General features: G+C 70.8%; 24 protein-coding genes. 8 read left to right on the top strand and 16 right to left on the bottom strand.

The genetic code is table 11. The features are described 5' to 3' along the window. The first annotated feature begins 11 nt into the window (after positions 1-11). Complete coding sequence (locus MFF22_RS20720; protein WP_238252165.1) at positions 12-926, top strand: LysR family transcriptional regulator; 915 nt, start codon at positions 12-14, stop codon at positions 924-926. Positions 927-1,086: 160 nt separating this feature from the next. On the opposite strand, the gene rpmG is transcribed toward MFF22_RS20720, so the two are convergent. From rpmG to MFF22_RS20690, 6 genes are all read right to left on the bottom strand, one after another. Next, complete coding sequence (gene rpmG, locus MFF22_RS20715; RefSeq protein ID WP_238252163.1) at positions 1,087-1,254, bottom strand: 50S ribosomal protein L33; 168 nt, start codon at positions 1,252-1,254, stop codon at positions 1,087-1,089. A gap of 107 nt (positions 1,255-1,361) precedes the next feature. After that, positions 1,362-2,537 (bottom strand): MFS transporter, encoded by a 1,176-nt coding sequence (locus MFF22_RS20710; protein WP_238252335.1) that lies wholly within the window; start codon positions 2,535-2,537, stop codon positions 1,362-1,364. A gap of 38 nt (positions 2,538-2,575) precedes the next feature. Then, entirely contained in the window at positions 2,576-3,316 is a 741-nt protein-coding gene (locus MFF22_RS20705; RefSeq protein WP_238252161.1) for an NUDIX hydrolase, read from the bottom strand. Beyond that, a complete protein-coding gene (locus MFF22_RS20700; RefSeq protein ID WP_238252159.1) occupies positions 3,276-3,743 on the bottom strand; it encodes a DUF983 domain-containing protein in 468 nt (155 codons plus the stop codon). The genes MFF22_RS20705 and MFF22_RS20700 overlap by 41 nt, the downstream gene beginning before the upstream one ends. Positions 3,744-4,013: 270 nt before the next feature. Then, positions 4,014-6,326 carry a ribonuclease R gene (gene rnr / locus MFF22_RS20695; protein ID WP_238252157.1) on the bottom strand — a complete coding sequence of 771 codons (2,313 nt, stop codon included), beginning with the start codon at positions 6,324-6,326 and terminating at the stop codon, positions 4,014-4,016. A gap of 166 nt (positions 6,327-6,492) precedes the next feature. After that, positions 6,493-6,831: a hypothetical protein gene (locus MFF22_RS20690; RefSeq protein ID WP_238252140.1), complete on the bottom strand. Its 339-nt coding sequence runs from the start codon at positions 6,829-6,831 to the stop codon at positions 6,493-6,495. 105 nt (positions 6,832-6,936) lie between these two features. Here MFF22_RS20690 and ydiJ point away from each other — a divergent pair, with 105 nt between their 5' ends. Further along, the gene (ydiJ, locus tag MFF22_RS20685; RefSeq protein ID WP_238252131.1) at positions 6,937-9,987 is read left to right on the top strand and encodes a D-2-hydroxyglutarate dehydrogenase YdiJ; all 3,051 of its coding nucleotides are present in this window, start codon (positions 6,937-6,939) and stop codon (positions 9,985-9,987) included. After that, complete coding sequence (locus tag MFF22_RS20680; protein WP_306424694.1) at positions 9,984-10,877, top strand: ketopantoate reductase family protein; 894 nt, start codon at positions 9,984-9,986, stop codon at positions 10,875-10,877. Before ydiJ ends, MFF22_RS20680 begins: the two co-directional genes overlap by 4 nt. A 189-nt stretch (positions 10,878-11,066) precedes the next feature. Here MFF22_RS20680 and MFF22_RS20675 read toward each other — a convergent pair whose 3' ends face one another. From MFF22_RS20675 to MFF22_RS20645, 7 genes are all read right to left on the bottom strand, one after another. Beyond that, complete coding sequence (locus tag MFF22_RS20675) at positions 11,067-11,378, bottom strand: plasmid stabilization protein (RefSeq protein ID WP_238252129.1); 312 nt, start codon at positions 11,376-11,378, stop codon at positions 11,067-11,069. 29 nt (positions 11,379-11,407) lie between these two features. Further along, positions 11,408-13,009 (bottom strand): hybrid sensor histidine kinase/response regulator, encoded by a 1,602-nt coding sequence (locus MFF22_RS20670; protein ID WP_238252127.1) that lies wholly within the window; start codon positions 13,007-13,009, stop codon positions 11,408-11,410. A gap of 105 nt (positions 13,010-13,114) precedes the next feature. Next, positions 13,115-14,242 (bottom strand): acyltransferase family protein, encoded by a 1,128-nt coding sequence (locus tag MFF22_RS20665; RefSeq protein WP_238252118.1) that lies wholly within the window; start codon positions 14,240-14,242, stop codon positions 13,115-13,117. 89 nt (positions 14,243-14,331) lie between these two features. Then, positions 14,332-16,305 carry an AI-2E family transporter gene (locus MFF22_RS20660; RefSeq protein WP_238252116.1) on the bottom strand — a complete coding sequence of 658 codons (1,974 nt, stop codon included), beginning with the start codon at positions 16,303-16,305 and terminating at the stop codon, positions 14,332-14,334. Between the two features lie 70 nt (positions 16,306-16,375). After that, positions 16,376-16,756, bottom strand: a complete 381-nt coding sequence (locus MFF22_RS20655) for a response regulator (RefSeq protein WP_238252114.1) — start codon at positions 16,754-16,756, stop codon at positions 16,376-16,378. A gap of 135 nt (positions 16,757-16,891) precedes the next feature. Continuing rightward, the gene (locus tag MFF22_RS20650) at positions 16,892-17,821 is read right to left on the bottom strand and encodes a pyridoxamine 5'-phosphate oxidase family protein (RefSeq protein WP_238252112.1); all 930 of its coding nucleotides are present in this window, start codon (positions 17,819-17,821) and stop codon (positions 16,892-16,894) included. Positions 17,822-17,826: 5 nt separating this feature from the next. Next, positions 17,827-18,441: a glutathione S-transferase family protein gene (locus MFF22_RS20645; RefSeq protein ID WP_238252104.1), complete on the bottom strand. Its 615-nt coding sequence runs from the start codon at positions 18,439-18,441 to the stop codon at positions 17,827-17,829. 107 nt (positions 18,442-18,548) lie between these two features. On the opposite strand from MFF22_RS20645, the gene MFF22_RS20640 reads away from it, so the two are divergent. Next, entirely contained in the window at positions 18,549-19,469 is a 921-nt protein-coding gene (locus MFF22_RS20640) for a LysR substrate-binding domain-containing protein (RefSeq protein ID WP_238252101.1), read from the top strand. Here MFF22_RS20640 and MFF22_RS20635 read toward each other — a convergent pair. Both MFF22_RS20635 and MFF22_RS20630 read right to left on the bottom strand, forming a co-directional pair. After that, complete coding sequence (locus MFF22_RS20635) at positions 19,444-20,679, bottom strand: NAD(P)/FAD-dependent oxidoreductase (RefSeq protein ID WP_238252100.1); 1,236 nt, start codon at positions 20,677-20,679, stop codon at positions 19,444-19,446. The genes MFF22_RS20640 and MFF22_RS20635 overlap by 26 nt on opposite strands. A 2-nt stretch (positions 20,680-20,681) precedes the next feature. Continuing rightward, positions 20,682-21,689 carry a LysR family transcriptional regulator gene (locus MFF22_RS20630; protein ID WP_238252098.1) on the bottom strand — a complete coding sequence of 336 codons (1,008 nt, stop codon included), beginning with the start codon at positions 21,687-21,689 and terminating at the stop codon, positions 20,682-20,684. A gap of 167 nt (positions 21,690-21,856) precedes the next feature. On the opposite strand from MFF22_RS20630, the gene MFF22_RS20625 reads away from it, so the two are divergent. From MFF22_RS20625 to MFF22_RS20610, 4 genes are all read left to right on the top strand, one after another. Further along, positions 21,857-22,906 carry a class 1 fructose-bisphosphatase gene (locus MFF22_RS20625; RefSeq protein ID WP_238252096.1) on the top strand — a complete coding sequence of 350 codons (1,050 nt, stop codon included), beginning with the start codon at positions 21,857-21,859 and terminating at the stop codon, positions 22,904-22,906. A gap of 28 nt (positions 22,907-22,934) precedes the next feature. Beyond that, a complete protein-coding gene (locus MFF22_RS20620; RefSeq protein WP_238252094.1) occupies positions 22,935-23,795 on the top strand; it encodes a phosphoribulokinase in 861 nt (286 codons plus the stop codon). Between the two features lie 174 nt (positions 23,796-23,969). After that, a complete protein-coding gene (gene rpe, locus MFF22_RS20615; RefSeq protein ID WP_238252092.1) occupies positions 23,970-24,656 on the top strand; it encodes a ribulose-phosphate 3-epimerase in 687 nt (228 codons plus the stop codon). A 358-nt stretch (positions 24,657-25,014) separates the two neighbouring features. Further along, a complete protein-coding gene (locus MFF22_RS20610) occupies positions 25,015-25,905 on the top strand; it encodes an EamA family transporter (protein WP_238252082.1) in 891 nt (296 codons plus the stop codon). On the opposite strand, the gene MFF22_RS20605 is transcribed toward MFF22_RS20610, so the two are convergent. Further along, positions 25,871-26,272, bottom strand: coding sequence for a PTS sugar transporter subunit IIA (locus MFF22_RS20605; RefSeq protein ID WP_238252331.1), 402 nt, complete (start codon positions 26,270-26,272; stop codon positions 25,871-25,873). The two genes, MFF22_RS20610 and MFF22_RS20605, sit on opposite strands and share 35 nt — an antisense overlap. Positions 26,273-26,328: the final 56 nt, after the last annotated feature.

Here is a 26,328-nt window from a genome sequence, read left to right as displayed (position 1 = left end):
GGAGACGCCCCGTGATCGACAAGCTGGATTTCCTGCTCGCCCTCGCCCGCGAGCAGCATTTCGGCCACGCCGCCGAAGCCTGCGGGGTTACGCAGCAGACCCTTTCGGCGGGGGTGAAGCAGCTGGAAAACCGCTTCGGCGTGCAGCTCGTCCTGCGGGGCTCGCGCTTCCAGGGCTTCACGCCGGAGGGCGAGCGCGTCCTCGCCTGGGCCCGGCGGATCGTCGCCGACGCCCGGGCGATGCATGAGGAGGTCGTCGGCCTGCGCCGGGGACTCAGCGGCCACCTGCGCATCGCCGCCATCCCCACGGCCCTGCCGATGGTCGCCCGGCTGACCACCCCCTATCGGGAGCGGCACCCGGACGTGCGGCTCACCATCGAGTCCGCCACCTCGACCGACATCTTCTCCCTCATCGAGAACCTGGAGGCGGATGCGGGCATCACCTACCTCGACAACGAGCCCCTCGGCCGCGTCGTCTCGGTGCCGCTCTACCAGGAGCGCTACCGGTTCGTGACGGCGGCGGGCGGCCCCTATGACGGGCACGACTCGGTGACCTGGGCCGAGACCGGCCGTGTGCCCCTCTGCCTGCTCACCCCCAACATGCAGAACCGGCGGATCATCGATCAGCAGATTCGCGCGGCGGGGGGCGAGCCGGCCGCGACCCTCGAGTCGAACTCGATGATCGTGCTGATGAGCCACGTGCGCACCCTGCGCTGGGCTTCGATCATGCCGGAGGTGCTGGTGGATGCCCTGGGGGCGATCAAGGGCCTCCAGGCCATCCCGATCACCGCGCCGGATGTGGTGCACTCGATCGGGCTCGTGGCGCCCCGGCGGGACCCGTCCACGCCGATGATCAGCGCCCTTGTCTCCGTCGCCCGCCAACTCGCCCAGTCGATGACCGCCGAGGCGCCGGGTGTGCGGGGGTGAAGGGGGCGGCCCCTATGGAGAGGCCCACGCCGTCGGCGCGGCCAAGCCCGCGCCGTCATTGCTTCGCTCCGCTCGCCATGACGGCAGAAAGGCGGCGGGCCGATACATAAAAAAAGGCCGCCCGGGAGGGGCGGCCTGTCGTGGAGCGCGGAGGGCGCGCTTACTTGATCTTGCTTTCCTTGAAGTCGACGTGCTTGCGCGCGACCGGGTCGTACTTGCGCATCGTCAGCTTTTCGGTCTGCGTCCGGGAGTTCTTCTTGGTGACGTAAAAGTAGCCCGTGTCGGCGGTGCTGACGAGCTTGATCTTGACGGTGACGGCCTTGGCCATGGTGCGGTGCTCCTGGGCGGGGTGGCATTCCGCGCGAGCGAAACGCAAAAGGGCCGGGGAGGCCCGGCCGAATTAGGCGGGCTGGATGCCCGATCGCCGCCGCGAGGTCAAGGGGGCGGCCGCCTCCGCCCCCGCCGCAGGCTCCCCGTCAGGGGGATGGCATAGGCGAGGAACAGGGCGAGCAGGGCATAGGCGAAGCCGTCCGGGGGCATGAGGTCGAGGCCGCCGCCGATCACCGGCGGCCCGAGGATCAGGCCGACATTGTAAAGCACCACGAAGGTTGCGTTGGCGCCGGCGAGATCGGCGGCGGACACCCGCGCCCCGAGGGTCGCGAGGCCGACCGTGTAGAGGGTACCCGCGAGCCCGCCCCACAGGAACAGCAGAATGCCCAGCGCCGTGCCGGAGGTGGAGGCCACCGGGATCAGGGCCGAGCCCAGGGCACAGCCGAGACTCGTCCCGAGGAGCACGAGGGTCCGGTCGAAGCGGTCGGCGAGCCAGCCGAAGGGGATCTGGAACAGGACGTTGCCCAGCGCAATCAGGCTCACGAGTCCGGCCGCGCCCTGGGCGTCGTACCCGATGCGCAGGCCGTAGAGGGGCAGGATCGCGAAGATACCGGTCTCCACCGCACCGTAGGCCAGGGCGGCGAACAGGGCGGCCGGAGCGAGGCGGAGATAGCCGAACACCCCCCGGCCGGTCCCGCCCTCGACGGTGGGCGAGAGGCCCCTGGCCAGCAACACCGGAAGGAGCCCGGCCAGGACGAGGCCCGCCCCCGTCACGTAGGGCCACGGGCCCATCGTCCCGACCAGGGCGAGGAGCAACGGTCCCACGGCGAAGCCCAACGCCAGGACCGTGGTGTAGATGCCCAGCACCAATCCCCGCCGTTCCGGAGGGGCGGCGGCGTTGATCCAGTATTCGGAGAGCACGAACAGCGCCCCGAGCCCTGCCGAGAACACGAAGCGCAGGGGAAACCACGCGGCGATGCCGGGCAGGAGTGGGAAGGCGACGAGGCACGCCGCCGAGACGATCACCGCCAGCGTCAGCAGCGGCACGACTCCGATCCGGGACGCGATCCGCGGTACGAACGGCACGATGCAGATGCTGCTGATGCCGGCCATGGCCGTGTTGAGGCCGATCAGCGTGCTCGATGCCCCCCGCCGCTCCATCTCGATCGACAGGAGCGGGATCGACAGGCTCAGCCCGATTCCAACCACGGCGACGCAGGCGATGGCCGCCGAGATGGCGGCGACGCGCTCCCGGTCGTTCTGCGCATCGCCACCCAGCACGCCGACCCCCGAACCCGGGCCGGTTCTTTCAGAATAGGTCACAAAAACTCCCGCTCGCGGCGGCCGTAGCGCTCGTAATGGAAGGGGATCTGCCGGTGCGGCGCGAAGTCCACGGCGATCTGCGCCTCGAGCTCGTCGAGGATCGCACGGGTGATATAGGGCAGATCGAGCTTGCGTGCCGCGTCGAGGCGCACCCAGGCGAGTTCGGTGAGTTCGCTGTCCTCGCTCACCCGGCCCGGCTCCTCGGCGGCGACGCAGGTGCGGTCGATGGCGAAGAACCGTGTGTCGAAGCGGCGGACGCGCTTGGGTGGGGTGATCGCCCGCGCCACGAGATGCAGGGCCTCCAGATCGGGCAGGACGCCGTGGCTCTGGAACGCCTCCCAGCCGGCGGGCACATCCTCCGGCGGGCCGTACTCGGCGGTGCCGAGCAGCAGGCCGGTCTCCTCGTAAGTCTCCCGGATCGCGGCCAGCGCCAGGGCGCGGCCGAGATGGTGCGGTGGCCGCGAGATGCGGCGGGCGAGCGCGGCCTCCGCGTAGTCGGGGAGGGCGCCGGCCACGGGCATGGAGCGGTCGCCGAGTTCGATCCGGCCACCGGGGAACACGAACTTGCCCGGCATGAAGGCGAGCCGCGCGTTGCGCCGGCCCATCAGCACCTTCGGTCCCCCCCGCCCGCGACGGTCGAGGACGATCATCGTCGCGGCGTCGCGGGGGCGGAGGCTCGCGGCCGGACGGGCCTTCTCAGGTGCGGCCTGCGGGGCGACCGGGTCCGGCTGGGGCAAGGCGTGTCTCCTCCGGCCCCAGGGCGGGGCGGCCCCGCGGTAGCGCGGCGAAGCCGTGCATGCCAAGGGCGTATTGCAGGCCCACGACGGCGCCCTTCACCGGCTGCAGCAGCCCGAGGGCGAGCACCAGGGTGAAGGCGGGCCAGACGCCGAGTTCGACCCAGAGGGGCACCTCGTAGGCGCTCTCCGTCTCGAGGATCAGGTAGCCGACGATGTGGGCCACGATGAAGATCACCACGTAGGGCGGCAGATCGTCGGCCCGGTGGTGGTGCAGTTCGAGCCCGCAGCATTCGCAGTCCGGCCGGACCTTCAGGAAGCGGCCGAACAGCTTGCCCTGCCCGCAATGGGGGCAGCGGCCGATGAAGCCGCGGGCCATGGCGCGGATCAGGCCCGTGCGGGTCGGGGTGGGTGTCTGCGTCGTCGGCATCCTGTCATCCCCTCCCACCGCCGCCACCGTCATTGCGAGTGCAGCGACGACTCAACACACCTGCTTCCCATCCTCGCCCTCATCCTGAGGTGCCGTGGCGAAGCGACGGCCTCGAAGGAAGCTTCCAGTTCCCGCGCGATCCCTGGAGGGTTCCTTCGAGGCCGCTGACGCGGCACCTCAGGATGAGGGAGGTGGTGGGAAGGATCGGGCGATCCCCGTCCCTTCCGTCATGGCCCGGGCCTGCAAGGCGGATGTCTACCACGCCCGCCCCTACCGCCGTGAGCCGCGGTGGCGCGTGCCGGAGTTGCGGATTCCGGCGGGGCGGCCGGGCGGGGCCGATTTGAACGGGCGACCCGGCCCCTTGCGGGCGGCACCGTTGCCGGAGCCCTGGCGCCCCTCGCTGAGCAGTTCGAAGCGCAGCGCCCCGGCCACGGGGGCGGCCTCCACGAGCTTCACCTCGACCCGGTCGCCGAGGCGGAACGTCTCTCCGGTGCGCTCGCCGACCAGGGCGTGTCGTCCCTCCTCATGGCGGAAGTAGTCGGCGCCGAGCTGGGAGATCGGGACGAAGCCGTCGGCCCCCGTGTCGGCGAGCTTGATGAACAGGCCCGCCCGGGTCACCCCGGAAATCTGCCCGGCGAAGGTGGCGCCGATCCGGTCCGCGAGGTGGCCGGCGATCAGCCGGTCGATGGTGTCGCGCTCGGCCGCCATGGCCCGGCGCTCGGTGGCCGAGATGCTCTCGCCGATGGCGGCGAGATCCCCCGCGGTGACATCGGCCGGGAGGCCCCCCGGCCCGAGCTTGCAGGCCGAGATCAGAGCCCGGTGGACGATGAGGTCGGCGTAGCGGCGGATAGGCGAGGTGAAGTGGGCGTAGCGGCGCAGGTTCAGGCCGAAATGGCCGAGGTTTTCGGACGCGTAGACCGCCTGGGCCTGCGAGCGTAGGACGACCTCGTTGATGAAGGTGGCATGCTCGGTCTCGGCCACCGAGCGCAGGACGCGGTTAAACAGGTCCGGCCGGAGCGCCCCCTCCTTCGGCAGCTTGATGCCGATGGAGGCCAGGACCTCGCCCAGCACCCGCATCTTCTCCAGGGCCGGCTCGTCGTGCACCCGGTAGATCAGCGCCTGCCGGGCGGCCTCCAGGGTTTCGGCGGCGGCGACGTTGGCCTGGATCATGAACTCCTCGATCAGCCGGTGGGCGTCGAGGCGCTCGGGCACGATCACCCGGTCGACCGCGCCCTCCTGCGTCAGCAGGACCTTCCGCTCGGGCAGGTCGAGGGCCAGCGGGCCGCGGCGGTCGCGGGCGGTCTTCAGGGCTGCATAAGCCGCCCAAAGGGGGCGGAGCGCCCGGTCCAGGAGCGGCCCGGTCTTCTCATCGGGCCGTCCGTCGATAGCCGCCTGGGCCTGGGCATAGGACAGCTTGGCGGCGGACCGCATCATCACAAGGTGGAAGCCGTGGCGGCGCTTCGTGCCGTCGGCGGCCACCACCATGCGCACGGCCAGGGCGGGGCGGTCCTCGCCCTCGCGCAGGGAGCAGAGGTCATTGGAGATCCGCTCGGGCAGCATCGGCACCACCCGGTCGGGGAAATAGACCGAGTTGCCCCGCTCCAGGGCCTCCCGGTCCAGGCTCGTGCCGGGCCGGACATAGGCGGCGACGTCGGCGATGGCGACCGTGACGATGAAGCCGCCGGGATTGGCCGGGTCCGCGTCGGGCTCGGCCATCACCGCGTCGTCGTGATCCTTGGCGTCTGGCGGATCGATGGTCAGCAGGGGGATGTCGCGCCAGTCCTCGCGTCCGCGGAGCGTCGCCGGTTTCACCGCGTCGGCCTCGGCGAGGGTCGCCTCGGCGAAGACGTGGGGAATGTTGTGCAGGTGGAGGGCGATGAGGCTCACCGCCTTCTCGGAGCCGAGGGAGCCAAGGCGCTCCTTCACCCGGCCGCGGGGCAGGCCGAAGCGGGTCTCGCGCTCGAGGGCGACGCTGACGAGGTCGCCGTCCCTGGCTTCACCCTCCTCGCCGGGCGGGATCAGGATTTCCTTGCCCTGCCCCTTCTTGTCCACGGGGACGATACGGCCGCCCTGGGCGCCGGCCCGGTAGACGCCGATGATCTCCGCCTTGTTCTTGCCGATCACCTTGATGACCCGGCCGGTATAGCTGCCCTCTGGATCGCGCTCGACGCGGATGAGGGCCCGGTCGCCGATGCCGGGCGCCGGCCGCTTCGCCCCCCGCCCGCCCCGGACGGGCATGAGCACGATCGAGGGTAGCTTGCCCTCTCCGGTCCACTCGACGGGCACGGCCAGGAAGTCCCCGTGCCGGTCGCGGGAGCGGATGTCGGCGAGCACCACCGGCGGCAACCGCCCGGCCGCGGCAAGGCCGCCTCGCCCACGCTCCAGAGCGCCGTCGGCCTCGATCTCCTTGAGGATCGCCTTCAGTTCGATCTTGGCCGCTCCCCCTTTCACGCCGAAGGCCTTGGCGATCTCGCGCTTGCCGACGCGTTCCTTCGATTCGGCGATGAAGGCGAGGATCTGCTCGCGGGTGGGAAGCGTCGGGGGGAGGGCGGGAGCCGCCTTCTCACGGGTGCGGGGTGCCAAAGATCCGTGCCATGTCTCGAGGTGGGATGGGCCGGCCGCGCAGCGGCAGCCACCACCTCCTAGGTGGTGGCAGAGACCGCCCGCGGCAACGACTCGTCCGTTCTTCGCAACAGATGCCGCAGCTTAGCGGCGGTCAAGGGTACGGGCCGCGGTCATCGTGGGCGACTTACCCCGTCGAGGCCGACTTGCGGATGCGCTCCACCGCCGCGTCGCAATCAAAACCCGGTGCGGTCAACTCATCGAGGCCGAAGGGGCATTGCCGCGGCAGGGTCAGGTTCACCTGCCCTTCGTAGGGGGCAAGCTCCGGTGTCTCGGCGTCCTGGATGGCGAGCGTCCAGGCGCCGTCGATCTTCACCCGGCCAGGGTCCGGTGGAGCGGAGGCCAGGGCGGCGACCTTCGCGGCGCCGGCCTCCCGGCAGGCGAGGCTCTTCGCGTCGTCCGACAGGAGGGCGGCCTTGATCAGCTCGGCCAGGGCGTCCCGGACCCGCTCGACATCTGCGTTCACGCCTCTACCCCTGCCTGTCCCCGGTCCGACCGTTGCGACGCCCTGGCAAGGCCGATGCCAGCGCCGCCCGCTTCCCTCCCGGGCAGCGGGGTGTAGAACGCCGGCATGATCCCGGTCCTGACCCGTCGCGTCGATCCCGTTCCCCTGTACGAGGCCGCCTGCGCCGAACTGATGGCCCGCGGCTTCCAGGGCGACCTGTCCCTCACCCCCGCCGACCGCACGGTCTTCGCCACCGACAACTCGATCTATCAGGTCGAGCCCGGCGCGGTGGCCTTTCCCCGGACGCGGGACGACATCGTGCGGATCGCCCGCCTCCTCGACGATCCGCGCTTCGGGGGGATCGTCATCCGCCCCCGGGGCGGTGGCACCGGGACCAACGGCCAGTCCCTCGGCGAGGGCCTCGTGGTCGACACGTCCCGGCACATGAACCGCATCCTGGAGATCGACGTCGCGAACCGGACGGTGCGCGTCGAGCCGGGGGTGGTGAAGGATCAGCTCAACCGGGAACTCGCCAAGCACGGCCTGTTCTTCGCCCCGGAACTCTCGACGTCCAATCGCGCCACCATCGGCGGCATGATCTCCACGGATGCCTGTGGCCAGGGCTCGTGCCTCTACGGCAAGACCCGCGACCATGTGCTGGCGCTCACCTGTGTGCTGACCGACGGCGCCGTCTGGACCGCCGAGCCCCTCGACGACGTCGGCCTCGCGGCGGCGAAGGCGCAACCGGGCCGGGTCGGGGAGGTCCACCGGGTGGTGGACACGGCCATCGCCGGCAACGCCGCCCTCATCGCCGAGCGCTTCCCCAGGCTCAACCGCTGCCTCACGGGCTACGACCTCGCCCACGTCCGGGACGGGCAGGGGCGCTTCGACCTCAAGAGCCTGATCTGCGGGTCGGAGGGCACCCTCGCCCTCATCGCCGAGGCGCGGCTCAACGTCCTCCCGATCCCGGAGGCGTCGGCGCTCGTCGCCCTGTCCTACGTGGATTTCGACGCGGCGCTGCGGGATGCGCAGGCGCTGATGCCCTTCGGCGCGGCCTCCGTCGAGACCATCGATTCGACCGTGCTGGCGCTGGCCCGCAGGGATCCGATCTGGGCCGAGGTCCAGGCTTTCTTCCCCGACGATCCGGCGGGGCGGAGCGTCGAGGGCATCAACCTCGTGGAGTTCGTCGGCGACGGGGAGGACGCCGTCGGGGAGGCGTTGAGCCGGCTCACGACCGTCCTCGATGCGGAGCGCGGGAGCCACACCACGCGCATCGGCTACACGGTCGCCCGTGGCCCGGCGATCGAACGGCTCTGGACCATGCGGAAGAAGGCGGTGGGTTTGCTCGGCGCTGCCAAGGGCGAGGCAAGGCCGATCCCCTTCGTGGAGGACACGGCAGTGCCCCCGGAAGTACTGGCGGACTACATCGCCGAGTTCCGCGCCCTCCTGGACGCGAAGGGCCTACGCTACGGCATGTTCGGCCATGTCGATGCCGGCGTGCTCCATGTCCGCCCCGCCATCGACCTGAAGGACGAAGCCCAGGCGCCCCTGATCCGGGAGGTGACGGAGGCGGTCGTGGCACTGACCAAGCGCTACGGTGGCCTGCTCTGGGGCGAGCACGGCAAAGGCTTCCGCTCGGAATTCGTGCCAGAGACCTTCGGGCCCCTCGTCCCCGTGCTGGAGGCGGTGAAGCGCGCCTTCGACCCCGGCGACCGGATGAACCCCGGCAAGATCGCCTCGGCCGCCGGCCAGCCCCTGACACGGATCGACGGCGTGCCCCGCCGGGGCGAGGCCGACCGGACCATCCCCACCCCCGTCCGGGCCGAGTTCGACGCGGCGCTCCACTGCAACGGCAACGGTGCCTGCTTCTCCTTCGACACGGACGAGGCCATGTGCCCGTCCTGGAAGGCGACGCGCGAGCGGCGGCATTCGCCCAAGGGCCGTGCCTCGCTCATGCGGGAATGGCTGCGCCTCGCCGCCGCCGCCGGGGCGGACCCGGCCGCCGCCCTCAGGGCCGAGCGTCCGAACTGGCTCGCCGACATCCTCCGCAGCCTGCGCCCGGCCGGCCACCGGGATGACTTCTCCCACGCGGTGAAGGAGGCGATGGACGGTTGCCTTGCCTGCAAGTCCTGCACGGGCTCCTGCCCGATCAAGGTGGACGTCCCGAGCTTCCGGGCGAAGTTTCTGGCGCTCTACCACCAGCGCTACCCGCGCCCGCTCAAGGACCACCTCATCGCCGCCCTGGAGCCGCTCCTGCCCCTGGCCGCGCGGATGCCCCGGCTCGGCAACGCCGTGATGGGAAATCCGCTCTCCCGGGCGGTGCTGGCGCGGCTTGGCCTCGTGGCGATCCCCACCCTCTCGACCTTCGATCTCGCCGGGGCCCTCGCAGCCCTCCACGCCGCCACCGCGACCCCCGCCGCCCTGCGCGCCCTGAGCGCCGGGGAGCGCGAGAGATCCGTGGTGGTGGTGCAGGACGCCTTCACCACGCATTTCGAGGCGGAGCTGGTCGCCGACCTCTGTGCCCTGCTGAAGGAACTCGGCTTCCGGCCCTGGCTCGCGCCGTACCGGCCGAACGGCAAGCCCCTGCACGTCCATGGCTTCCTCGCCCGGTTCGGACAGGTCGCGGCGGACAGCGCATCATCCCTGATCGCGCTGGCTGCGGAGGGCGTGCCCCTCGTGGGCATCGACCCGTCGATGACTCTGACCTACCGCTCCGAATACGCCGCAGCCCTTCCCGCGGGGGCGGTCCCGCAGGTTCAGATGGTGCAGGAATGGCTCGCCGGCCGCCTCGATGCGGTCGCCCCGCGGGCCGGCGGGGGGACATACCGGCTTCTGCCCCACTGCACCGAGCGCACCAACGCCCCCGGCGCGGTGAAGGACTGGCAGGCGGTGTTCCGGCACCTGGGCCTTGCCCTCGACGTGCCGGCGGCCGGCTGCTGCGGCATGGCCGGCACCTACGGTCACGAGGCGAGCCACCGGGCCACTTCGGAGACGATCTACCGGCAGAGCTGGGCACAGCGGGTCCGCGAATCGGCCGGCGACCTCCTGGCCGATGGCTATTCCTGCCGTTCCCAGGCGAAGCTCATAGACGGCGTCCGCCTGCGCCATCCGGTGCGGGCACTCCTCGACCATGTGCGGGCGAGCGCCGTCGCGGCGCCCCGGAAAGCGGCGGCATGAGCCAATCGCAACCCTTGCGCGTCGCCGTGATGGGGGCGGGAGCGGTCGGCTGCTATTACGGCGCCGTGCTGGCCAAGGCCGGGCATCCCGTCACGCTGATCGGCCGGCCGGCCCTCGCGGAGGCCGTGGCCGAACGCGGGCTTGTCCTCGACACCGCGCAGGGACGCGAAACCATCGCGCTTCGTGCTGTCACCGGGCCGGAGGGCGTGGCCGGGGCGGATCTCGTCCTGGTCTGCGTGAAGTCGGGGGATACGGAGGAGGCCGGACGGTCGATGCGGCCGTATCTGGCGCCCGGCGCCGTGGTCCTCAGCCTGCAGAACGGCGTCGACAACGGCGAGCGGCTGGCCTCCATCCTCGGGCGGCCGGTCGTGCCGGTGGCGGTTTACGTCGCCACCGCGATGGAGGGCGCGGGCCATGTCCGCCATCACGGGCGGGGCGACCTGATCCTCGGACCGGGCGGCGAGGAGGTCGCGGCGCAGCTGAACGCGGCCGGAATCCCGGCCACCTTCTCCGAGCGGGTGCGGGATGCGCTCTGGGCGAAGCTCACGATCAACTGCGCCTGGAACGCCCTCTCGGCGCTGGGCGGCCAGCCCTACGGGCGGCTCTTTGCCGGCGAAGGTGTCGCGGCTGTCCTGGCGGATGTGACCTCCGAATGCATCGCGGTGGCAAGAGCGAGCGGCGTGCGTCTGCCGGAGGACATGCTCGCGCAGGTCCGCGCCATCGCGACGACCATGGCCCAGCAGCGCTCCTCCACGGCACAGGACCTCGCCCGGGGCCGCCGGACTGAGATCGACCATCTCAACGGCCACGTGGTCCGCGAGGGCGAGCGGCTCGGCATCCCCACCCCGGCGAACCGGGTGCTGCACACCCTGGTGAAGCTGGCGGAGTAGTCCGGCACCCCGTCATCGCTTCGCCTCGCCTGCGATGCGCGCAAGACCATGGCGGCTGCCGTCTAGGTGAGTTCGGCACCAACCCTCCATCTCATCCTGATGTGCCCGCCTCGGCGGCTGACGCCGCACCTCAGGATGAGGGGCAGGATGGGAAGGACACCTGCTGACCCAACTCCTTCGATCAGCGTGCTACCCCTTCGCGGCGTTCGCCTTCCGCGTCGCGGCGGCCTTCTTGGCCGAAGCCGAGCGGTCGGCGGCGCTGCGGGAGGCGGAGGCCGTGCCGCCGGTCTTGCCGCCCTTGTGGGCCGCCGGGTGACCCGTGGTCTTGCCCCGTCCCGAGCCGCCGGGCTGCTTCCCGCCGCCGTCATCCTTGTTGACGGTCGCCCAGGCCCGGGCCTCGGCCTCCTTCTCCGGCACGCCGCGACTCTCGTAGGATTCGGCGATGTGTTCCGCCTTGCGCTTCTGCTTATCGGTGTATTTCGACTTGTCACCCTGCGACATGACCCGTCCTCCTTCCGGATACGGCGGCCTCACGTGACTCCGGTGGGACCGTCGAGGATCGCCCGCACCCGCCGGATCAGCTCCGTGCGGCGATAGGGCTTGTTCAGAATGTCGAATTCCGATCCCCCCACATCGGTTCGCTCCAGGCTCGCTTCGGCGTAGCCGGTGGCGAGGAGGACCTTCAGACGCGGTTGCCGGCGGCGGGCCTCCCGGGCCAACACGACACCGTTCATGCCGCCGGGCATGATCATGTCGGTGAAGAGCAGGTCGATCTGCTCGCTGGAATCGAGGATCTCCAGCGCCTCCTTGCCGCTCCCGGCCATCAGCACGGTGTAGCCGAAGTCCCGCAGGATGGTGCGCGCCAGTTCCGCCACGTCCTGCCGGTCGTCCACCACCAGGACCGTCTCCGTCCCGGGGCGGTCGATGGTGCGCAGGGCGACCTTGGCCGGCATGGGCTGCTCGCCCTCGGTGGCTGGGAAGGAAAGGTTCACCGTCGTGCCCGCCCCGACGGAGGATTCGATCTGTGCCGCCCCGCCGGATTGCTTGGCGAAACCGTAGACCATCGAAAGGCCGAGACCCGTGCCCTTCCCCTCTTCCTTGGTGGTGAAGAACGGGTCCATCACCCGCGTCAGCACCGCGGGCGGGATGCCGGTGCCCGTGTCGCGGATGGCGATGGAGGCGTAGCGCCCCTCGCGCAGGGGGCCGACCTCGTGGTCGGCGCTCACCGTCACGGTCCGGTTCGCCGTGGCGATCCGCACCGTACCGCCCTCCGGCATCGCGTCGCGGGCGTTGATGAGGATGTTGAGGATCGCGACCTCCGCCTGGGTCGGGTCGACCCGGCAGTTCCAGAGGTCCTCGGCGAGGTCGAACTCCACCTCCACGGCCTCGCCGACGGAGCGGGTGATGAGGTCCCGCATGCCCTCGACCAGGGTGTTGAGGTTCACCGAGCGCCCTTCGAGGCGCTGCTTGCGGGCAAACGCCAGGAGCTGCTGGGTCAGCGTCGTGGCTCGCTCGGCCGCCTGCCGGATGTTGTCGGTGGCCCGGCCGAGCCGCGCCCGGTCGGCATCCGGCTTCTCCAGGCCGGCGGCGAGGATGTCGACATAGCCGACGATCACCTGGAGCAAATTGTTGAAGTCGTGGGCGATGCCGCCGGTCAGCTGGCCTAGCGCTTCCATCTTCTGCGCCTGGCCGAGGGCGTCCTCGGCGTCCCGGCGTCGCGATACGTCGAGTTGCGAGCCGAAATAATAGACGAGCTCTCCTGCCGTGTTGTGCACGGGGGAGACGAACAGGGCGTTCCAGAACGTCGAGCCGTTCTTGCGGTAGTTGAGGATTTCCGTGGCGAATTCCCGCCGCTCCGCGATTGCCGCACGGACCTGGGCGATGGTTTCGCGGTCCGTTTCGGGCCCCTGCAGGAAGCGGCAGTTGCGGCCGACCAGTTCCTCCGGCGTATAGCCCGTCATCGCCAGGAAGGCGCGGTTGGCGAAGATGATCGGGTTGTCGGGCTGGCGCGGATCGGTGACGATCATCGGCATCCGCGTCGTCTCGACCGCGGCGAAGAAGATCTCGCTCTTCGGATCGGACACCTCGGCGGGGGCGTCGTCGTGGACGCGGGTGCCTGGAGACTCGGACATCACTTCGGTCTCACGCATTCCGCCGGTCATCGTCGACGACGGGAATCGCGCTACCGGCGCCAACGGTTCCCCTAAGCTTGACTGGAAATCGAAGCGGGCGCCCCCTCATCCGGCGGACACGCCCTGGGGCGACGGTACGGGCTGCGGCGCCCTGCGCAGGCGCAGGCGGGCGCGGCGGCCCGGCCCTTCGATGACATGGTGGGACAGCGCGGCCGTGGCGACAAGGGCGGCGAGGTAGACGAGGCTCAGCTCGTCTCCGTGCCATGGGCTCCCGGTCGGCGGCCGCAGGCCGAGCGCCTTGATGGCGCTCTCGGTCAGCATCAGCAGCGGGATCTGGATCAGGTACACCGAGTACGAGATCCGCCCCAGGAACTGCATGGGCCCGGTCGCCAGGGCCGCCGCCAGGGGCCCGCGATCCGTCCGCAGGGACGCGACGAGCACCGCGATGGCCGGCGCGGCGAAGACGAGCCATCCATGCCCGGCGCTGGCGATGGCGAGAAGCGCGGCCAGGGCCGGCAGCTGAAGCCGCTCGGTCCAGGCCGGGATCCGGCCGAGGGTATGGAGCCGTTCCAGGAACACCCCCGTGGCAAAGCCCGCGAAGCATCGGACGAGGCCCTCCCGGTGCGTCAGGTCCAGGGTGTCGAGCCGCCATGCGACCACGGCCAGGATCAGGATGCCGCTAAGGGCGCAGGCGGCGAGGACCGTGGTCCGCCGCATGAGCCCGGCCCAGGCCGCGGCGGCGAAGACGAGGTAGGCGCCCGCCTCCGCGCTGATGCTCCAGCTCGGTGCATTCCAGCCGAAGCGCGGCGCCGGCACGAAGCTCTGAACCAGGAACAGGTTCTCGGTGAGACCGGTCACGTCGTTGCTGCCGCTGAAGGGCGCCACGTCCGGATGGGCGCCCCGCCATTCCGCCACGAGCTTCAGCCCCTCCAGGCCAAGGAGGAGGGCGAGCATGGCGAAATGGAGCGGGTAGATCCGCAGCCAGCGTCGTCCGAGAAAACTCGCCACGGCCCCCGGCGAGGCGGGCAGCCGCTCGCCATAGGCATGGGCGATGACGAAGCCGGATAGGACGAAGAACACGTCGACGGCGAGGTAGCCCCCCTTGATGAAGGGCACGAGGGGCAGGTGCGTCGGCCACCGCGCCATGATGTGCGTCAGCACCACGGTCACCGCGGCGACGCCCCGCAGGCCGTCGAGGGCGAGGAAGCGGTCTTTCTCCTGCGGCTGCGACATGGTCCGATCCGGGTACCCCAGCTTGAATCACACCGGTCCGGCGTGGGAGGCAAGCCCGGATCGCTACCTGCCTCCTCCCGGAAGGTCGGTCAGGCCATCGCGCCCACGGGAACGGGGGGATTGCCCGGAGCCGGCTCCGGCAAAGCCGGGACGACGCGGGGCGCACGGCCGGTCTCCAGGGCGGCGGAGAGGGCGTCGCTCAGCGAGGTGACGAGATAGTCGGCCGACGTCGCCCGGCGCAGGCGGGCGAGGCTCGCCGGATCACGCTCCCGCCAGAAGCCGACCAGGACACGCACCCCCGGGATGGCGGCCCTCGCCTGCCTCACGCTGAAGCGTACCTGCGACAGGCTCACGGGCTCGAGATAGGAGAAGCAGACCATGGCGATGCCCTCCTGCTCCTGCGGACGCTCGCCCCCGCGGATCGCGGCCATCGACAGGGTCTGGGAGGCGAGGCCGTGGCGGGCGAGGATCTGGCTCAGCATCATCGTCGCGGCCTCGTCGAAGGGCCCGCGGCTCGACACGCAGAGCACCGGACGCGCGCCGCGCCAGGACGGCGCGAGGTCCTCCGGGCCGAGCACGATGGTCGCCTCCTGCCGGTCGGGGCCGATCACGTCGAGGGCCGCGGCGGTCTCCGTATCGGCCCCGCGGCTCGCCTTGCCCCGGCGGGTCCGGCGGGCGACCGGGCTGGTGCCCAGGCGATCGACCACCGTCCGGATCGCCGAGCCGACCTCGTCCTGCCGTTCCCGGATGAGGGTTCCCCGGGACAGATCCTCCTGGGCTAGGAGGAGGCCGGCCATGACGACCTGATCGTAATAGGTGACGAGGGCGCGCTCCTTGAGGAACTGGCGCCCTTGCTCGATGGCCTCGGCGGGGTCGCCCGCCAGCATGCGCTGATAGAAGATCTCCGATGGCGCCAGGGCCGGCCGGTCCCCGAGCAGCACGTCGAGGTACCAGAGCCGCTCCACGTGCCGGCCGAGCACCACGAGGCAGACGGTGAGGGGCGTGGCCAGCACGAGGCCGATCGGCCCCCACAGGAAGGTCCAGATCGTCGCCGACAGAATCACCGCGATGGGGGAGATGCCGGTCGAGTGTCCGTAGAGCAGCGGCTCGATGACGTGGCCGCACAGGGGCTCGACGACGAGGAACAGGGCGACGGTGGAGATCACCATGGACCAGCCTGGATCGACGGCCGCGGCCAGGATCACCGGCAGGAGCGCGCTGATTCCCGCGCCGATATAGGGGACGAAGCGCAGGATCGCCGCGAGCACGCCGAACAGCGTCGGGCTCGGCACGCCGATGAGCCGCAGGCCGATCCCGATCACGACGCCGAAGGCGATGTTGAGGGCGAGCTGGGCCAGGAAGAACCGCGACAGCCGGCTGGTCGCGTCGTCGATCGCGGCGGTGGTCCGCCGCAGGTCCCCGCTCCCGGCGAGGCGGATGGCGCGGTTCCGCAGATCCTCCCGTTGCATCAGGATGAAGATCGTGAAGATCAGGATCAGGCCGGTGGTCGCCAGCGGATGCAGGATGGGCCCGGCGAAAGTCTGGAGCGTATCCAGCACACTGGTCCGGCCGGGGCTCAGCTCCACCGTCAGGGGATGGGTGGGCGAACCGGGCTCGCCCTTGTACTCCGCAGCCGGGGGCGGCTGGATCGCGGCGCCGAGGTCCTGAACCATGTCGACGAGCCGCGACAGGGAGCCCGTGCCGTCGGTCGCGCCCCGGAGGTCCTTGATCTTGTCGCGCATCACGAGGGTGTAGCGGGGCAGGTCGGCTGCGAGCTGCGAGGCCTCGCTGGCGATGAGGCTGCCGATCCCGAACATGGCACCGAAGACCACGATCACGACGAGCATCACCGCCGGGGCCCGCGGCACCCGCAGCCGCCGCAGCGCCCTCACGAAGGGCGCGAGGACGAAGCTCAGCAGGATCGCCAGCGTGACCGGCACGAGGATGTCGCGGCCGAAGTAAAGGGCGGCCATCACCCCCACGACGAGGAGAAACGAGGCCAGCGCCACCATGATGGGCAGGCCTTGCTTCAGGCGCTGCGCCGTGACCGGATCCTCACTCACTGGCACGCTCCGCTCGCCTTCGCCCCGGAAAGGCGCAAACCTTTCCGCTTCGTCCCGCCTGCCCCGGCCGTCAGTCGGCCTGCGCCGTCTCCCCGAGGGCCGTGCTGATCTGGCTCAGCAGCTTCGAGAAATCGACGGGCTTGGGGTGGTAGTCGTCGCAGCCCGCCTGGATCGCCTTGTCCCTGTCGCCGGACATGGCATGCGCGGTGAGTGCGATGATCGGAATCGCCCGCGTGTCCGCGCCTGCCTTCAGGGCCCGGGCCGCGGACCATCCGTCGAGGACCGGCAGGTTCATATCGAGCAGGATGACATCCGGCTGCCCGGCCCTCGCCTGGCGCACGCCCGCCTCGCCGTCATGGGCCAGGATCACCTCGTAGCCGCGACGCTTGAGACGCCGGGACAGGAAGTCCCAGATCTCCTCGTGATCCTCGACGAGTAATATCTTCGCCATCCCGCCCCCCATCGCCTCGATACGGCTCTGCGCCATTGCGCGGCGATGCACAATGCTCCGACTTCCTCCAACGCCCGCAAAGCCATTCCGGTCCCATGAGGCCGGACGGTTCGCAAAGATGTCCCGGGTGAAAGGTCAGGCCGGGCCCGGCCGCGCGCCGTCCCAGGCGCCGGTGAGGGCAATTCCGGGGCCGGTTTCCGGTGCGCTCCAGCGGAACGGCAGGACGGCCGGGCGCCGCCAGCCTTGCCGCACATCGAACCGCCATGCCCGCTGCGCCCCCGCGAACTCCGCGGCGACGGAGTCGCTCCAGTCGATCGCGACCGTCCCCTGGAGGACCAGGACGTCGCCGCCCGCGAAATCGGGGACCAGCAGGCACGCCCTCGGGTCGCCGAGCAGGTTGCCGAGGGTGTTGAAGTACCGGTTTCCGGGGAAGTCCGGCACCGTCAGCGTGTCGCCCGAGACCCGCACGAAGCCCGGCCGGCCGCCCCGGTGCGAGATGTCGGCGCCCCCTCCCGCGAGGCCCGCCCGGGACCGGCTGGCGACGAACAGCGTGTCCGCCGCCGTGATCGCCGCCCGGGCCGCCGCATCCAGTCCGGTAAGGGAAAGGGTCTCGCCTCCGGCGGGGATCACCGGGCATGCGTCCCGGCGCTGGATGTATTTCGGACAATTGCCGAAGCTCTCGGCGACGGCGACGGTGAAGCCGTCCGCGTCGCGGGTGAGGATCGTGCCGTTGGCGCGGTTGCGCCGCCGGTTCGACAGGTCGATCCCCAGAAGACCGATGCCGGCCCCCGCGGCGAAGTGGGACGCGGCGGGATCGCCGTGGTCTGGTGTGGCGGCGATACGGAGTTGCCCGGGATCGGGCGAGGCGACGAAGCCCGGCGCACCGGTCAGGACGGTGGCGATGGGCCAGCCGTCCGCATCCGCCGTGCCGGCGAAGAGATAGGACAGGCCGGCGAAGAATGTCCGATGCTGATCCGGCATGAAGGACCGGATCGCCGGCGTCTCACCGAGGACGTGGCCCGCCAGGGCCTGCGCGGCGCGCTCGTCGTCGTGGAAGGAGGGCATGGCACCTACTCCTGTCCGGGGATCGGCGAGGCGGGCATGGCGAGGAATCCCGGCAGCGCCTCGATCCGGCCGATCCATGCCCGGACGGCCGGGTAGGGTTCCAGGGAGACGCCGCCCTCCGGCGCGTGGGCGACGTAGGAATAGCAGGCGATGTCGGCGATGGTCGGGCGGTCCGCGGCCAGAAATTCCCGCCCGGTCAGGTGGGCGTCCATGAATGCCAGGATCCGTACCGCCGTCGCATGGGCGGCCGCCCTGTCGGCGGCCGCACCGAACACGACCATCAGCCGGGCCAGGGCGGGGCCGTAGCGCACCTCCCCCGCCGCCACCGACAGCCAGCGCTGCACCGCCGCCGCGCCCTGGGGATCCGTCGGCATCCACTCGCCGGCAGGGGCGTATCGGGCGGCGAGGTAGACGAGAATGGCGTTGCTGTCGGAAATCACCGCGTCGCCGTCCGTGAGGACAGGGATCTGCCGGAGGGGATTGAGCCGGATGAGGTCGGGGGTCGGCGGCAATGCCGTCTCGAACCGATAGGGCAGCGCGAGGAGCGACAGGAACAGCTCCGCACGGTGGGAATGGCCGGAGAGGCGCAGGCCGTAGAGGGTGATGTCGGGATGGGACATGGGGTGGATCTCCTTCCGCCCCTGAAGATCGCCGTTGCGGTGCGTGTGATAAACCGGCTCTCTGCGGCAATCAGAATTTCACCTGATGCAACGATCGGGAGGCCGGGATGGACCGCATCGACGAACTGGCCGTCTTCGTCGCCATCATCGATGCGGGCAGCCTCGCGGCGGCCGCCCGGCGGATGAACCGGTCTGCCGCCGCGGCGACGCGGGCCCTTGCCGCCTTGGAGGCGCGGGCCGGCGCGCGCCTCGTCGCCCGCACCACCCGCCGCCTCGCCCCGACCCCGGCGGGGCTGGCGCTGGCCGAACGGGCCCGGGAGATCGTGGCGGGCTACGAGACGGCGATCGCCGGCGTGGGGGAGGGCCGGGTGCGGGGGCTCGTCCGTGTGACGGCGCCTGTGCTGTTCGGGCGCCGTCACGTGGCGCCGGTAGTTGCGACCTTCCTCGACGCGTACCCTGAGGCGCAGGTCGAACTCATGCTCGCCGACCGCAACGTCGATCTCGTCGACGAGCGGCTCGATGTCGCCGTGCGGATTGGCGCGCTCGCGCAATCGCGGCTCGTCGCCCGCCGGGTCGGGCTCGTCCGCCGCATCGTCGTCGCGAGCCCCGGCTACCTCGCCGCCCGGGGCGCACCGGCACAGCCCTCCGAGCTGCCGTCACACGAAACGATCCACGGCCTGATCAGGCCGGGTCCCCGCGAATGGCAGTTCGGCCGCACCCGGATCCGTCTCGCGCCGCGGCTCATCGTAAACGAGGTCGAGGCCGCCCTCATCGCCGCGCGGGCGGGCCGCGGCATCGCCAGGGTCTTGTCCTATCAGGCGGCCGACGACCTCGCGGCAGGGCGACTCGAGCGGCTGCTGATCCCCTACGAACCCCCGCCGGTTCCGGTGAGCCTCGTCACGACCGGCGCCGGGCACCGCCCGGCCCGGGTGAACGCCTTCCTGGACCATGCCGCGGCGGCCCTCCGGGGGCTGGACGTGCTCCGGGCAGAGGCCGAGGCGCCTATCGACCCAGCGCCAGGGTCTTGAGGTCGAGGCCGGGATCGGCCGCCTGATCGGGGGTAAGGGGGATTCCGGCCGTGATGAGGCGCCGGGCGATCATATGGTCGCCGGCCCGGTTCACCGATTCCACCGCCCTCAAGTGCCCGTCGCGGAAGCGGAAGACCGAGAAGGCGCTGCCCTCGCCGCGGATCACCGCCATGTCGCCCGGCGCGGACAGGCCGGCGATCTGCAGCTTGTGCGGGCCCTGGTCGCTCCAGAACCAGGGCAGCGCGGTGTAGGCGGCCGGCTTGCCGGTGAGGCGCGCGGCGAGGCACCGGCCCTGGTCGATGGCGTTCTGCACCGATTCGATGCGCACCGTGCCATCGCCGGGAAGCCCGTGGGCATAGGGGCTCGGAAACCGGGCGCAATCGCCGAGGGCGGAGATGGCCGGGTCCGGGGTGGCGAGGAAGGCATCGACTCTCACCCCGTCGGCGGCCGGCAGCCCCGCCGCCGCGGCGAGTTCCGCGTTCGGCACCACACCGATGCCGATCACGACGAGGTCGGCGTCCAGTTCCCTGCCGTCCGCCAGGGCGACGGCCCGGACGCGGCCTTCCCGACCCAGGATCTCCGTCACCCCCGCCGCGAAGGCGAAGCGCACGCCCATCGCTTCCTGCGCTCCCCGGAAGAAGGCCGCCGTATCCGCCGAGACCGCCCGGGCCATCGGCCTGTCGGCGGCTTCGACGACGGTGACGGCAAGGCCCCGGCCGGCGGCGACCGCGGCGAATTCCAGGCCGATGAAGCCCGCCCCCACCACGACGATCCGCGGCCCCTCCGCCAGCGCCGCCTTGAGGCCGTCCGCGTCGGCGAGGCCGCGGAGCTGATGCACGCCCGCGAGGTCGGCACCCGGCACGGGCAGGGGCCGGTTGCGGGCCCCGGTGGCCAGGACGAGATGGGCGTAGGGGAGGGACGCGCCGCCCGCGAGGTGGAGTCGGCGTTGGTCCCGGTCGATCGCCGCCGCGGGGCTTGCCGCGTGCCGGGCGATGTCGTGGTCGGCGAAGAAGGTGGCCGGGCGCAGGGCGAGGCCCTCCGCATCGGTCTTCCCCGCGAGATAGGCCTTCGACAGGGGAGGGCGCTGGTAGGGCAGGGCCGGCTCGTCGCCGACCATGGCGAGGGGACCCCGGTATCCGCCTTCGCGGAGGGAGGCTGCGACCTGGAAGCCCGCCTGTCCGGCCCCCACGACGACGATCCCGGGCTCCACCGTCAGTGCTCCTTCGACGCGGTGGCCGGCTTGGCGGCTGGTGGCTTGGCGTCCGTGGGTTTGGCGACGGCGGGTTTCTGGCCGTCGAGCTTGGCGATGGCGAGCCCGGGCAGCCAGCGCGCCCCGTCGCTCATCAGGTAGCTCCAGACGGCGGACGCCGCCGGCCCGAGCACCTTGTCCGCCCGGCGCACCACGTACCAGTCCCGCCGGATCGGCAGTCCCTCGACGTCCAGGACGGCGAGCCGGCCGGTCTCCACCTCCGCGGCGACGGAATGGGCCGAGAGCAGCGCGAGGCCGAGCCCGGCGATCACCGCCTGCTTGATGGTTTCATTGGAGCCGGTATCGATGTCGAGGAGGGCGCGCTTCACCAGCACCCCGGTCATGAATTCCTCGAACACCGTGCGCGTGCCCGAGCCCTCTTCACGCATGAAGAAGGCTTGGTCGGTCAGGTCCGTCCGGACGAGGCCCTTGCGGCCCGCGAGGGGATGATCGGGGGCCGCCACGAGGACGAGGGGGTGGGGCCCGAAGGTCGCCGCCTCGATGGGGAAGTCCCGGGGCGGGCGGCCCATCACGGCGAAGTCGATCTCGTAGCCGCGCAGGGCCTCGACCGTCTGACCGCGGTTGCGCACCGACAGGCTGATCTCGACGCCCGGATGCACCTTCACGAAGCCGGCGATGACCTGCGGCGCGAAGTACTTCGCCGTGGAGACCACCCCGAGGGCGACCCGCCCGCCCGAGATGCCGCGCAGGGAGCGCAGGCGATCGGTGCAGGTCTCCAGAATGGTGTTGATGCTGTCGATCGCCCACAGCATCTCCCGGCCCGCATCCGTCGGCTTGAGCCCGGCGGGCGTGCGGTCGAACAGGAGCAGTCCGGCCTCCTCCTCCAGCTGGCGGATGCGCGCGTAGAGCGCGGCGGAGGTGACGTTCAGCTCCTGGGCCGCCCGCGTCATGGTGCCGAGCTTGGCCACCGCAGCGACCGCCTGGAGCTGCTTCAGGGACAGGTTACGCATGGGGCGGTTGTCGTTTTTTTTATTCGGTGCCGCAAGGCGGTGGAGATTCCTTGACGCGAGTATCCGACGGTTCTTATCGATCCTGGACCACGGCCGGCTATGATGGGCGGCCCCGGACGGGTACAGACCCGGAACCGGACGTGACAGCGCGAAAAAAGGACAGGCCGATGGCGGATCTAGCGGTCGGGACCCCCCTCGACTCCTACCTCGCGCAGGTGATGCAGGCCGATGCGGGCCTGCGGGACGCTGCCGCGGTCGTCGCGGCCGTCGCCGAGGCGGCGATCGAGATCAGCGCGGTGATCGGACGGGGCGCGCTCGGCGGCGACCTCGCCGCCACCGGCGACCAGAACAGCGACGGCGACGTCCAGAAGGCCCTCGACGTCATCGCCCACGAGCGCGTCACGGCGGCGCTGCGCGGCGCCCCCGTCGCCACGGTGGCCTCGGAGGAGGCCGAGGGGGTGATGGTGCTGAACCCCTCGGCGCCCCTGGCGGTGGCCATCGACCCCCTCGACGGCTCGTCGAACATCGGCGTCAACATGGCGGTGGGGACGGTGTTCGGCATCCGCCCGGCCATCCCCGGGGACGATGTGGAGGCGAGCTTCCGCACCCCCGGCACGACCCAGCTCGCGGCGGGCTTCGTCAGCTATGGCCCGGCCACGGCCCTGATCGTCACCTTCGGCCAGGGGACCCAGAGCTTCGTCCTCGACCGGGAGCAAGGCCAGTTCCGGCTCACCTCCCCGGCGATGAAGATCCCGGCGGCGGCCAAGGAATACGCCATCAACGCCTCGAACACGCGGTTCTGGGACCCGCCGGTGAAGGCCTTCGTCGAGGATTGCCTGCGCGGCACGGAAGGGCCGCGGGACAAGGATTTCAACATGCGCTGGCTCGGCTCCATGGTGGCCGACATCCAGCGGGTCCTCACCCGCGGGGGCGTGTTCCTCTATCCCGGCGATTCCCGGAAGGGCTATGCCCGCGGTCGCCTGCGCGTCCTGTACGAGGTCGCCCCGGTGGCCATGCTCATCGAGCAGGCCGGGGGCGCCGCGACGGACGGGCAGGCGCGCATCCTCGACCTCGTCGCCACGGGCATCCACGAGCGGGCGCCCCTGATCTGCGGCTCGACCGAAGAGGTCGATTGCGTGTCGACCTACTATGCCGGCGGCAAGCCGGATGCGGGCCGCTCGCCGCTCTTCGGCCAGCGCGGCCTGATACGCCCCTGACAGCGACGGGCCCGGTCCGAATACGGCGATGTCGGCACGCCATCCCATCATCTCGGTGACCGGCTCCTCGGGAGCCGGCACGACCTCCGTGCGCAACACCTTCGAGCAGATCTTCCGCCGGGAGGATGTCCACGCCGTCTATATCGAGGGCGACGGTTTCCACGCCTTCGACCGGGACACGATGCGCCAGATGATGGCGCGGGAGGCGACGCTCTCTCACTTCGCGCCCAAGGCCAACCTCCTCCCCGATCTGGAGGAGGTGTTCCGTGCCTATTCGGAATCGGGCGGCGGGCGCACCCGGCACTACGCCCACGATGCCCACGACGCCCGTCTCTACGGCATCCCCGAAGGCACCTTCTCGGACTGGGAGGACTTCCAGCCGGGCTCCGACCTGCTCTTCTACGAGGGGTTGCACGGCTGCGTCGTGAACGACCAGGTCGACATTGCCCGCTACCCCGACCTGAAGATCGGTGTCGTGCCGGTGATCAACCTCGAGTGGATCCAGAAGCTGCACCGGGACCGCTCGTTCCGCGGTTATTCCACCGAGGCCGTCACCGATGTGATCCTGCGGCGGATGCCCGACTACGTGCAGACCATCTGCCCGCAATTCTCCTGGACGGACATCAACTTCCAGCGGGTGCCCACGGTGGACACCTCCAACCCGTTCATCGCCCGCTGGATCCCCACCGCCGACGAGTCGATGGTGGTGATCCGCTTCAAGAACCCGAAGGGAATCGACTTCTCCTACCTCGTGTCGATGCTCCACGACTCGTTCATGAGCCGGGCGAACTCCATCGTGATCCCCGGCGGCAAGCTCGATCTGGCCATGCAGCTGATCCTGACGCCGATCATCATGCAACTCGTGGAGCGGCGGCGGCGATTGGCTTGACCTGCGCGACGGTCCCGCGCGAAGAGCCCGCCTGAACAGCCTCCTCGTCATCGCGAGCGCAGCGAAGCAATCCAGGGCAGCGGGCATCGTGAGACCGTGGTGGGTCCCTGGATTGCCTCACTTCGCTCGCAATGACGGCTTCGGGCACTCCGTAGACCCCTGGAAAGACGTCCGATGCTCCCACCCGTCATCGCCCCCTCGATCCTCTCGGCCGATTTCTCCCGCCTCGCGGAGGAGGTCCGCGCCGTCGAGGCCGCCGGGGCCGACTGGATCCATCTCGATGTGATGGACGGGCATTTCGTCCCCAACATCACCTTCGGGGCGCCGGTGGTGAAGGCCCTGCGCCCGCATTCGGACAAGTACTTCGACGTTCACCTGATGATCGCCCCGGCGGATCCCTACCTCGCCGCCTTCGCGCAGGCGGGGGCGGACGGCATCACGGTCCATGCCGAGGCCGGGCCGCACATCCACCGCTCGCTGCAGACCATCCGCGACCTCGGCAAGCGCGCCGGCATCGCGATCAACCCGGGCACCCCTGCTTCCGCGGTGGAACCCCTCCTCGACATCGTCGATCTCGTGCTGGTGATGACCGTGAATCCCGGCTTCGGCGGCCAGAGCTTCCTGAAGTCGTCGATGGAGACGGTCTCCCGGGTGCGGGCCATGGTGGCCGGGCGGGACATCCGCATCGAGGTCGACGGCGGCATCGATGCGGACACGGTCCGGCTGGCGAGCCGGGCAGGCGCCGACACCTTCGTGGCCGGCAACGCGGTGTTTGGCGGCGGCGAGGCGGCCTATGCCGAGCGCATCTCGGCGATTCGCGAAGGCGCGGAAGGGGCGTCGGGGCGAAGCCTGTCGGTGTGAGGGGGCGCGCTGTCACCCGCACCGTCTTTGCGAGCGTCGGCGAAGCAATCCAGGGCAGCGGGACGCCCCGGAGTGTCGCGCGTCCCTGGATTGCTTCGCTTCGCGCGCAATGACGGGGTCGGCCTTCAGAGACCCACCATCCCCCGTCTCCCCTTCATCCTGAGGCGCGGCGTCAGCCGCCTCGAAGGAGGGCTCGAGACAGCTTTACGATCCCTGGAGCCCTCCTTCGAGGCCCGCTGACGCGGGCGCCTCGGGATGAGGACGGGGGAGGGATCACCGTTGCAGCGGTCCACCCGCCGGGAGACGTCCCGTCCCGGCCTTCCTTCCGTCGCGCATCCCACAAACCTCCGGTTCTCGCATGCGGCGTCCCGATCACGCCCTCGCCTTGCCGATCGCCGCCCTGCTGACGGGGATGGTCTCGCTTCAGGGTGGGGCGGCCATCGCCAAGTCCCTGTTTCCCGCCATCGGCGCAGCCGGGACGGCGAGCCTGCGCGTGGGGTTCTCCGCCCTGGTGCTGCTCGCGGTCTGGCGCCCGTGGCGACGGAGCCTGTCGACCCGGGAGGCTGGCTGGATCGCCCTCTACGGTGCCGCCCTCGGGGCGATGAACCTGCTGTTCTACCTCTCCCTCACCCGGCTGCCGATCGGGCCGGCGGTGGCGGTCGAGTTCACCGGTCCTCTGCTCCTGGCGGTGGCCGGTTCCCGCCGGCCCACGGATTTCGCCTGGATCGCCCTGGCGGTGCTGGGTCTCGGCCTGCTGTTGCCCCTGGGTGGAGCCGGCGGGCTCGATCCCCTCGGGATCGCCCTGGCCCTGGCGGCCGGCGTCGCCTGGGCGCTCTACATCCTGTTCGGGCAGCGGGCTGGGCGGGCGGATGGCGGGCAGGCCGTCGCCTTCGGCATGCTGGTCGCCGCCCTCGTCGTGGCACCGGTGGGCGTCGCGGAGGCCGGGACGGTCCTGTTCGCTCCGGCGACCCTCGCCCTCGGCTTCGCCGTGGCGCTGCTGTCGAGTGCCCTGCCGTATTCCCTGGAGATGGTCGCCCTGCGCCGCCTCGACCGGACGAGCTTCGGCGTGCTGATGAGTCTCGAGCCGGCGGTCGCCGCCTTGCTCGCCTATGCCCTGATCGGGGAGGCGCTGACGCCGGTGCAGTGGCTGGCGATCGCCCTGGTGATCGCGGCCTCCGCCGGAATCACCGCGACGGGCCGGCCCCGAACCGCGCCTACTTCCCTGCCAGAACCCGCGACGCGACGTTGATATATTTGCGCCCGGCCTCCTGGGCGTGGAGCACCGCGTCGCCGAGGCTCTCCTCGTCGCGCACGCTGGCGAGCTTGATGAGCATGGGCAGGTTGATGCCCGCCACCACCTCCACCGAGCCGCCGTTCATACACGACAGGGCAAGGTTGGAGGGCGTGCCGCCGAACATGTCGGTCAGCACCACGACGCCTTCACCCGAGTTCACCCGGCAGACCGCGGACATGATGTCCAGCCGCCGAAGTTCCATGTCGTCTTCCGGCCCGATCGTGATCGTTTCGATCTGATCCTGCGGGCCGACCACGTGTTCGAGAGCGGCCTTGAACTCGGTCGCGAGCAAACCGTGGGTGACGAGCACCATGCCAATCATCGACACGTGTTCCGACATCCTGTGCCGTTCGCCATGTTGTGCATTGCACAGTTTCT

Source organism: Methylobacterium persicinum (assembly GCF_022179525.1).
GTDB classification, from domain to species: Bacteria; Pseudomonadota; Alphaproteobacteria; order Rhizobiales; family Beijerinckiaceae; genus Methylobacterium; species Methylobacterium persicinum.
The sequence above is the reverse complement of the archived record's forward strand: the minus strand, read 5'-3'. Positions and strand labels throughout refer to the sequence as shown.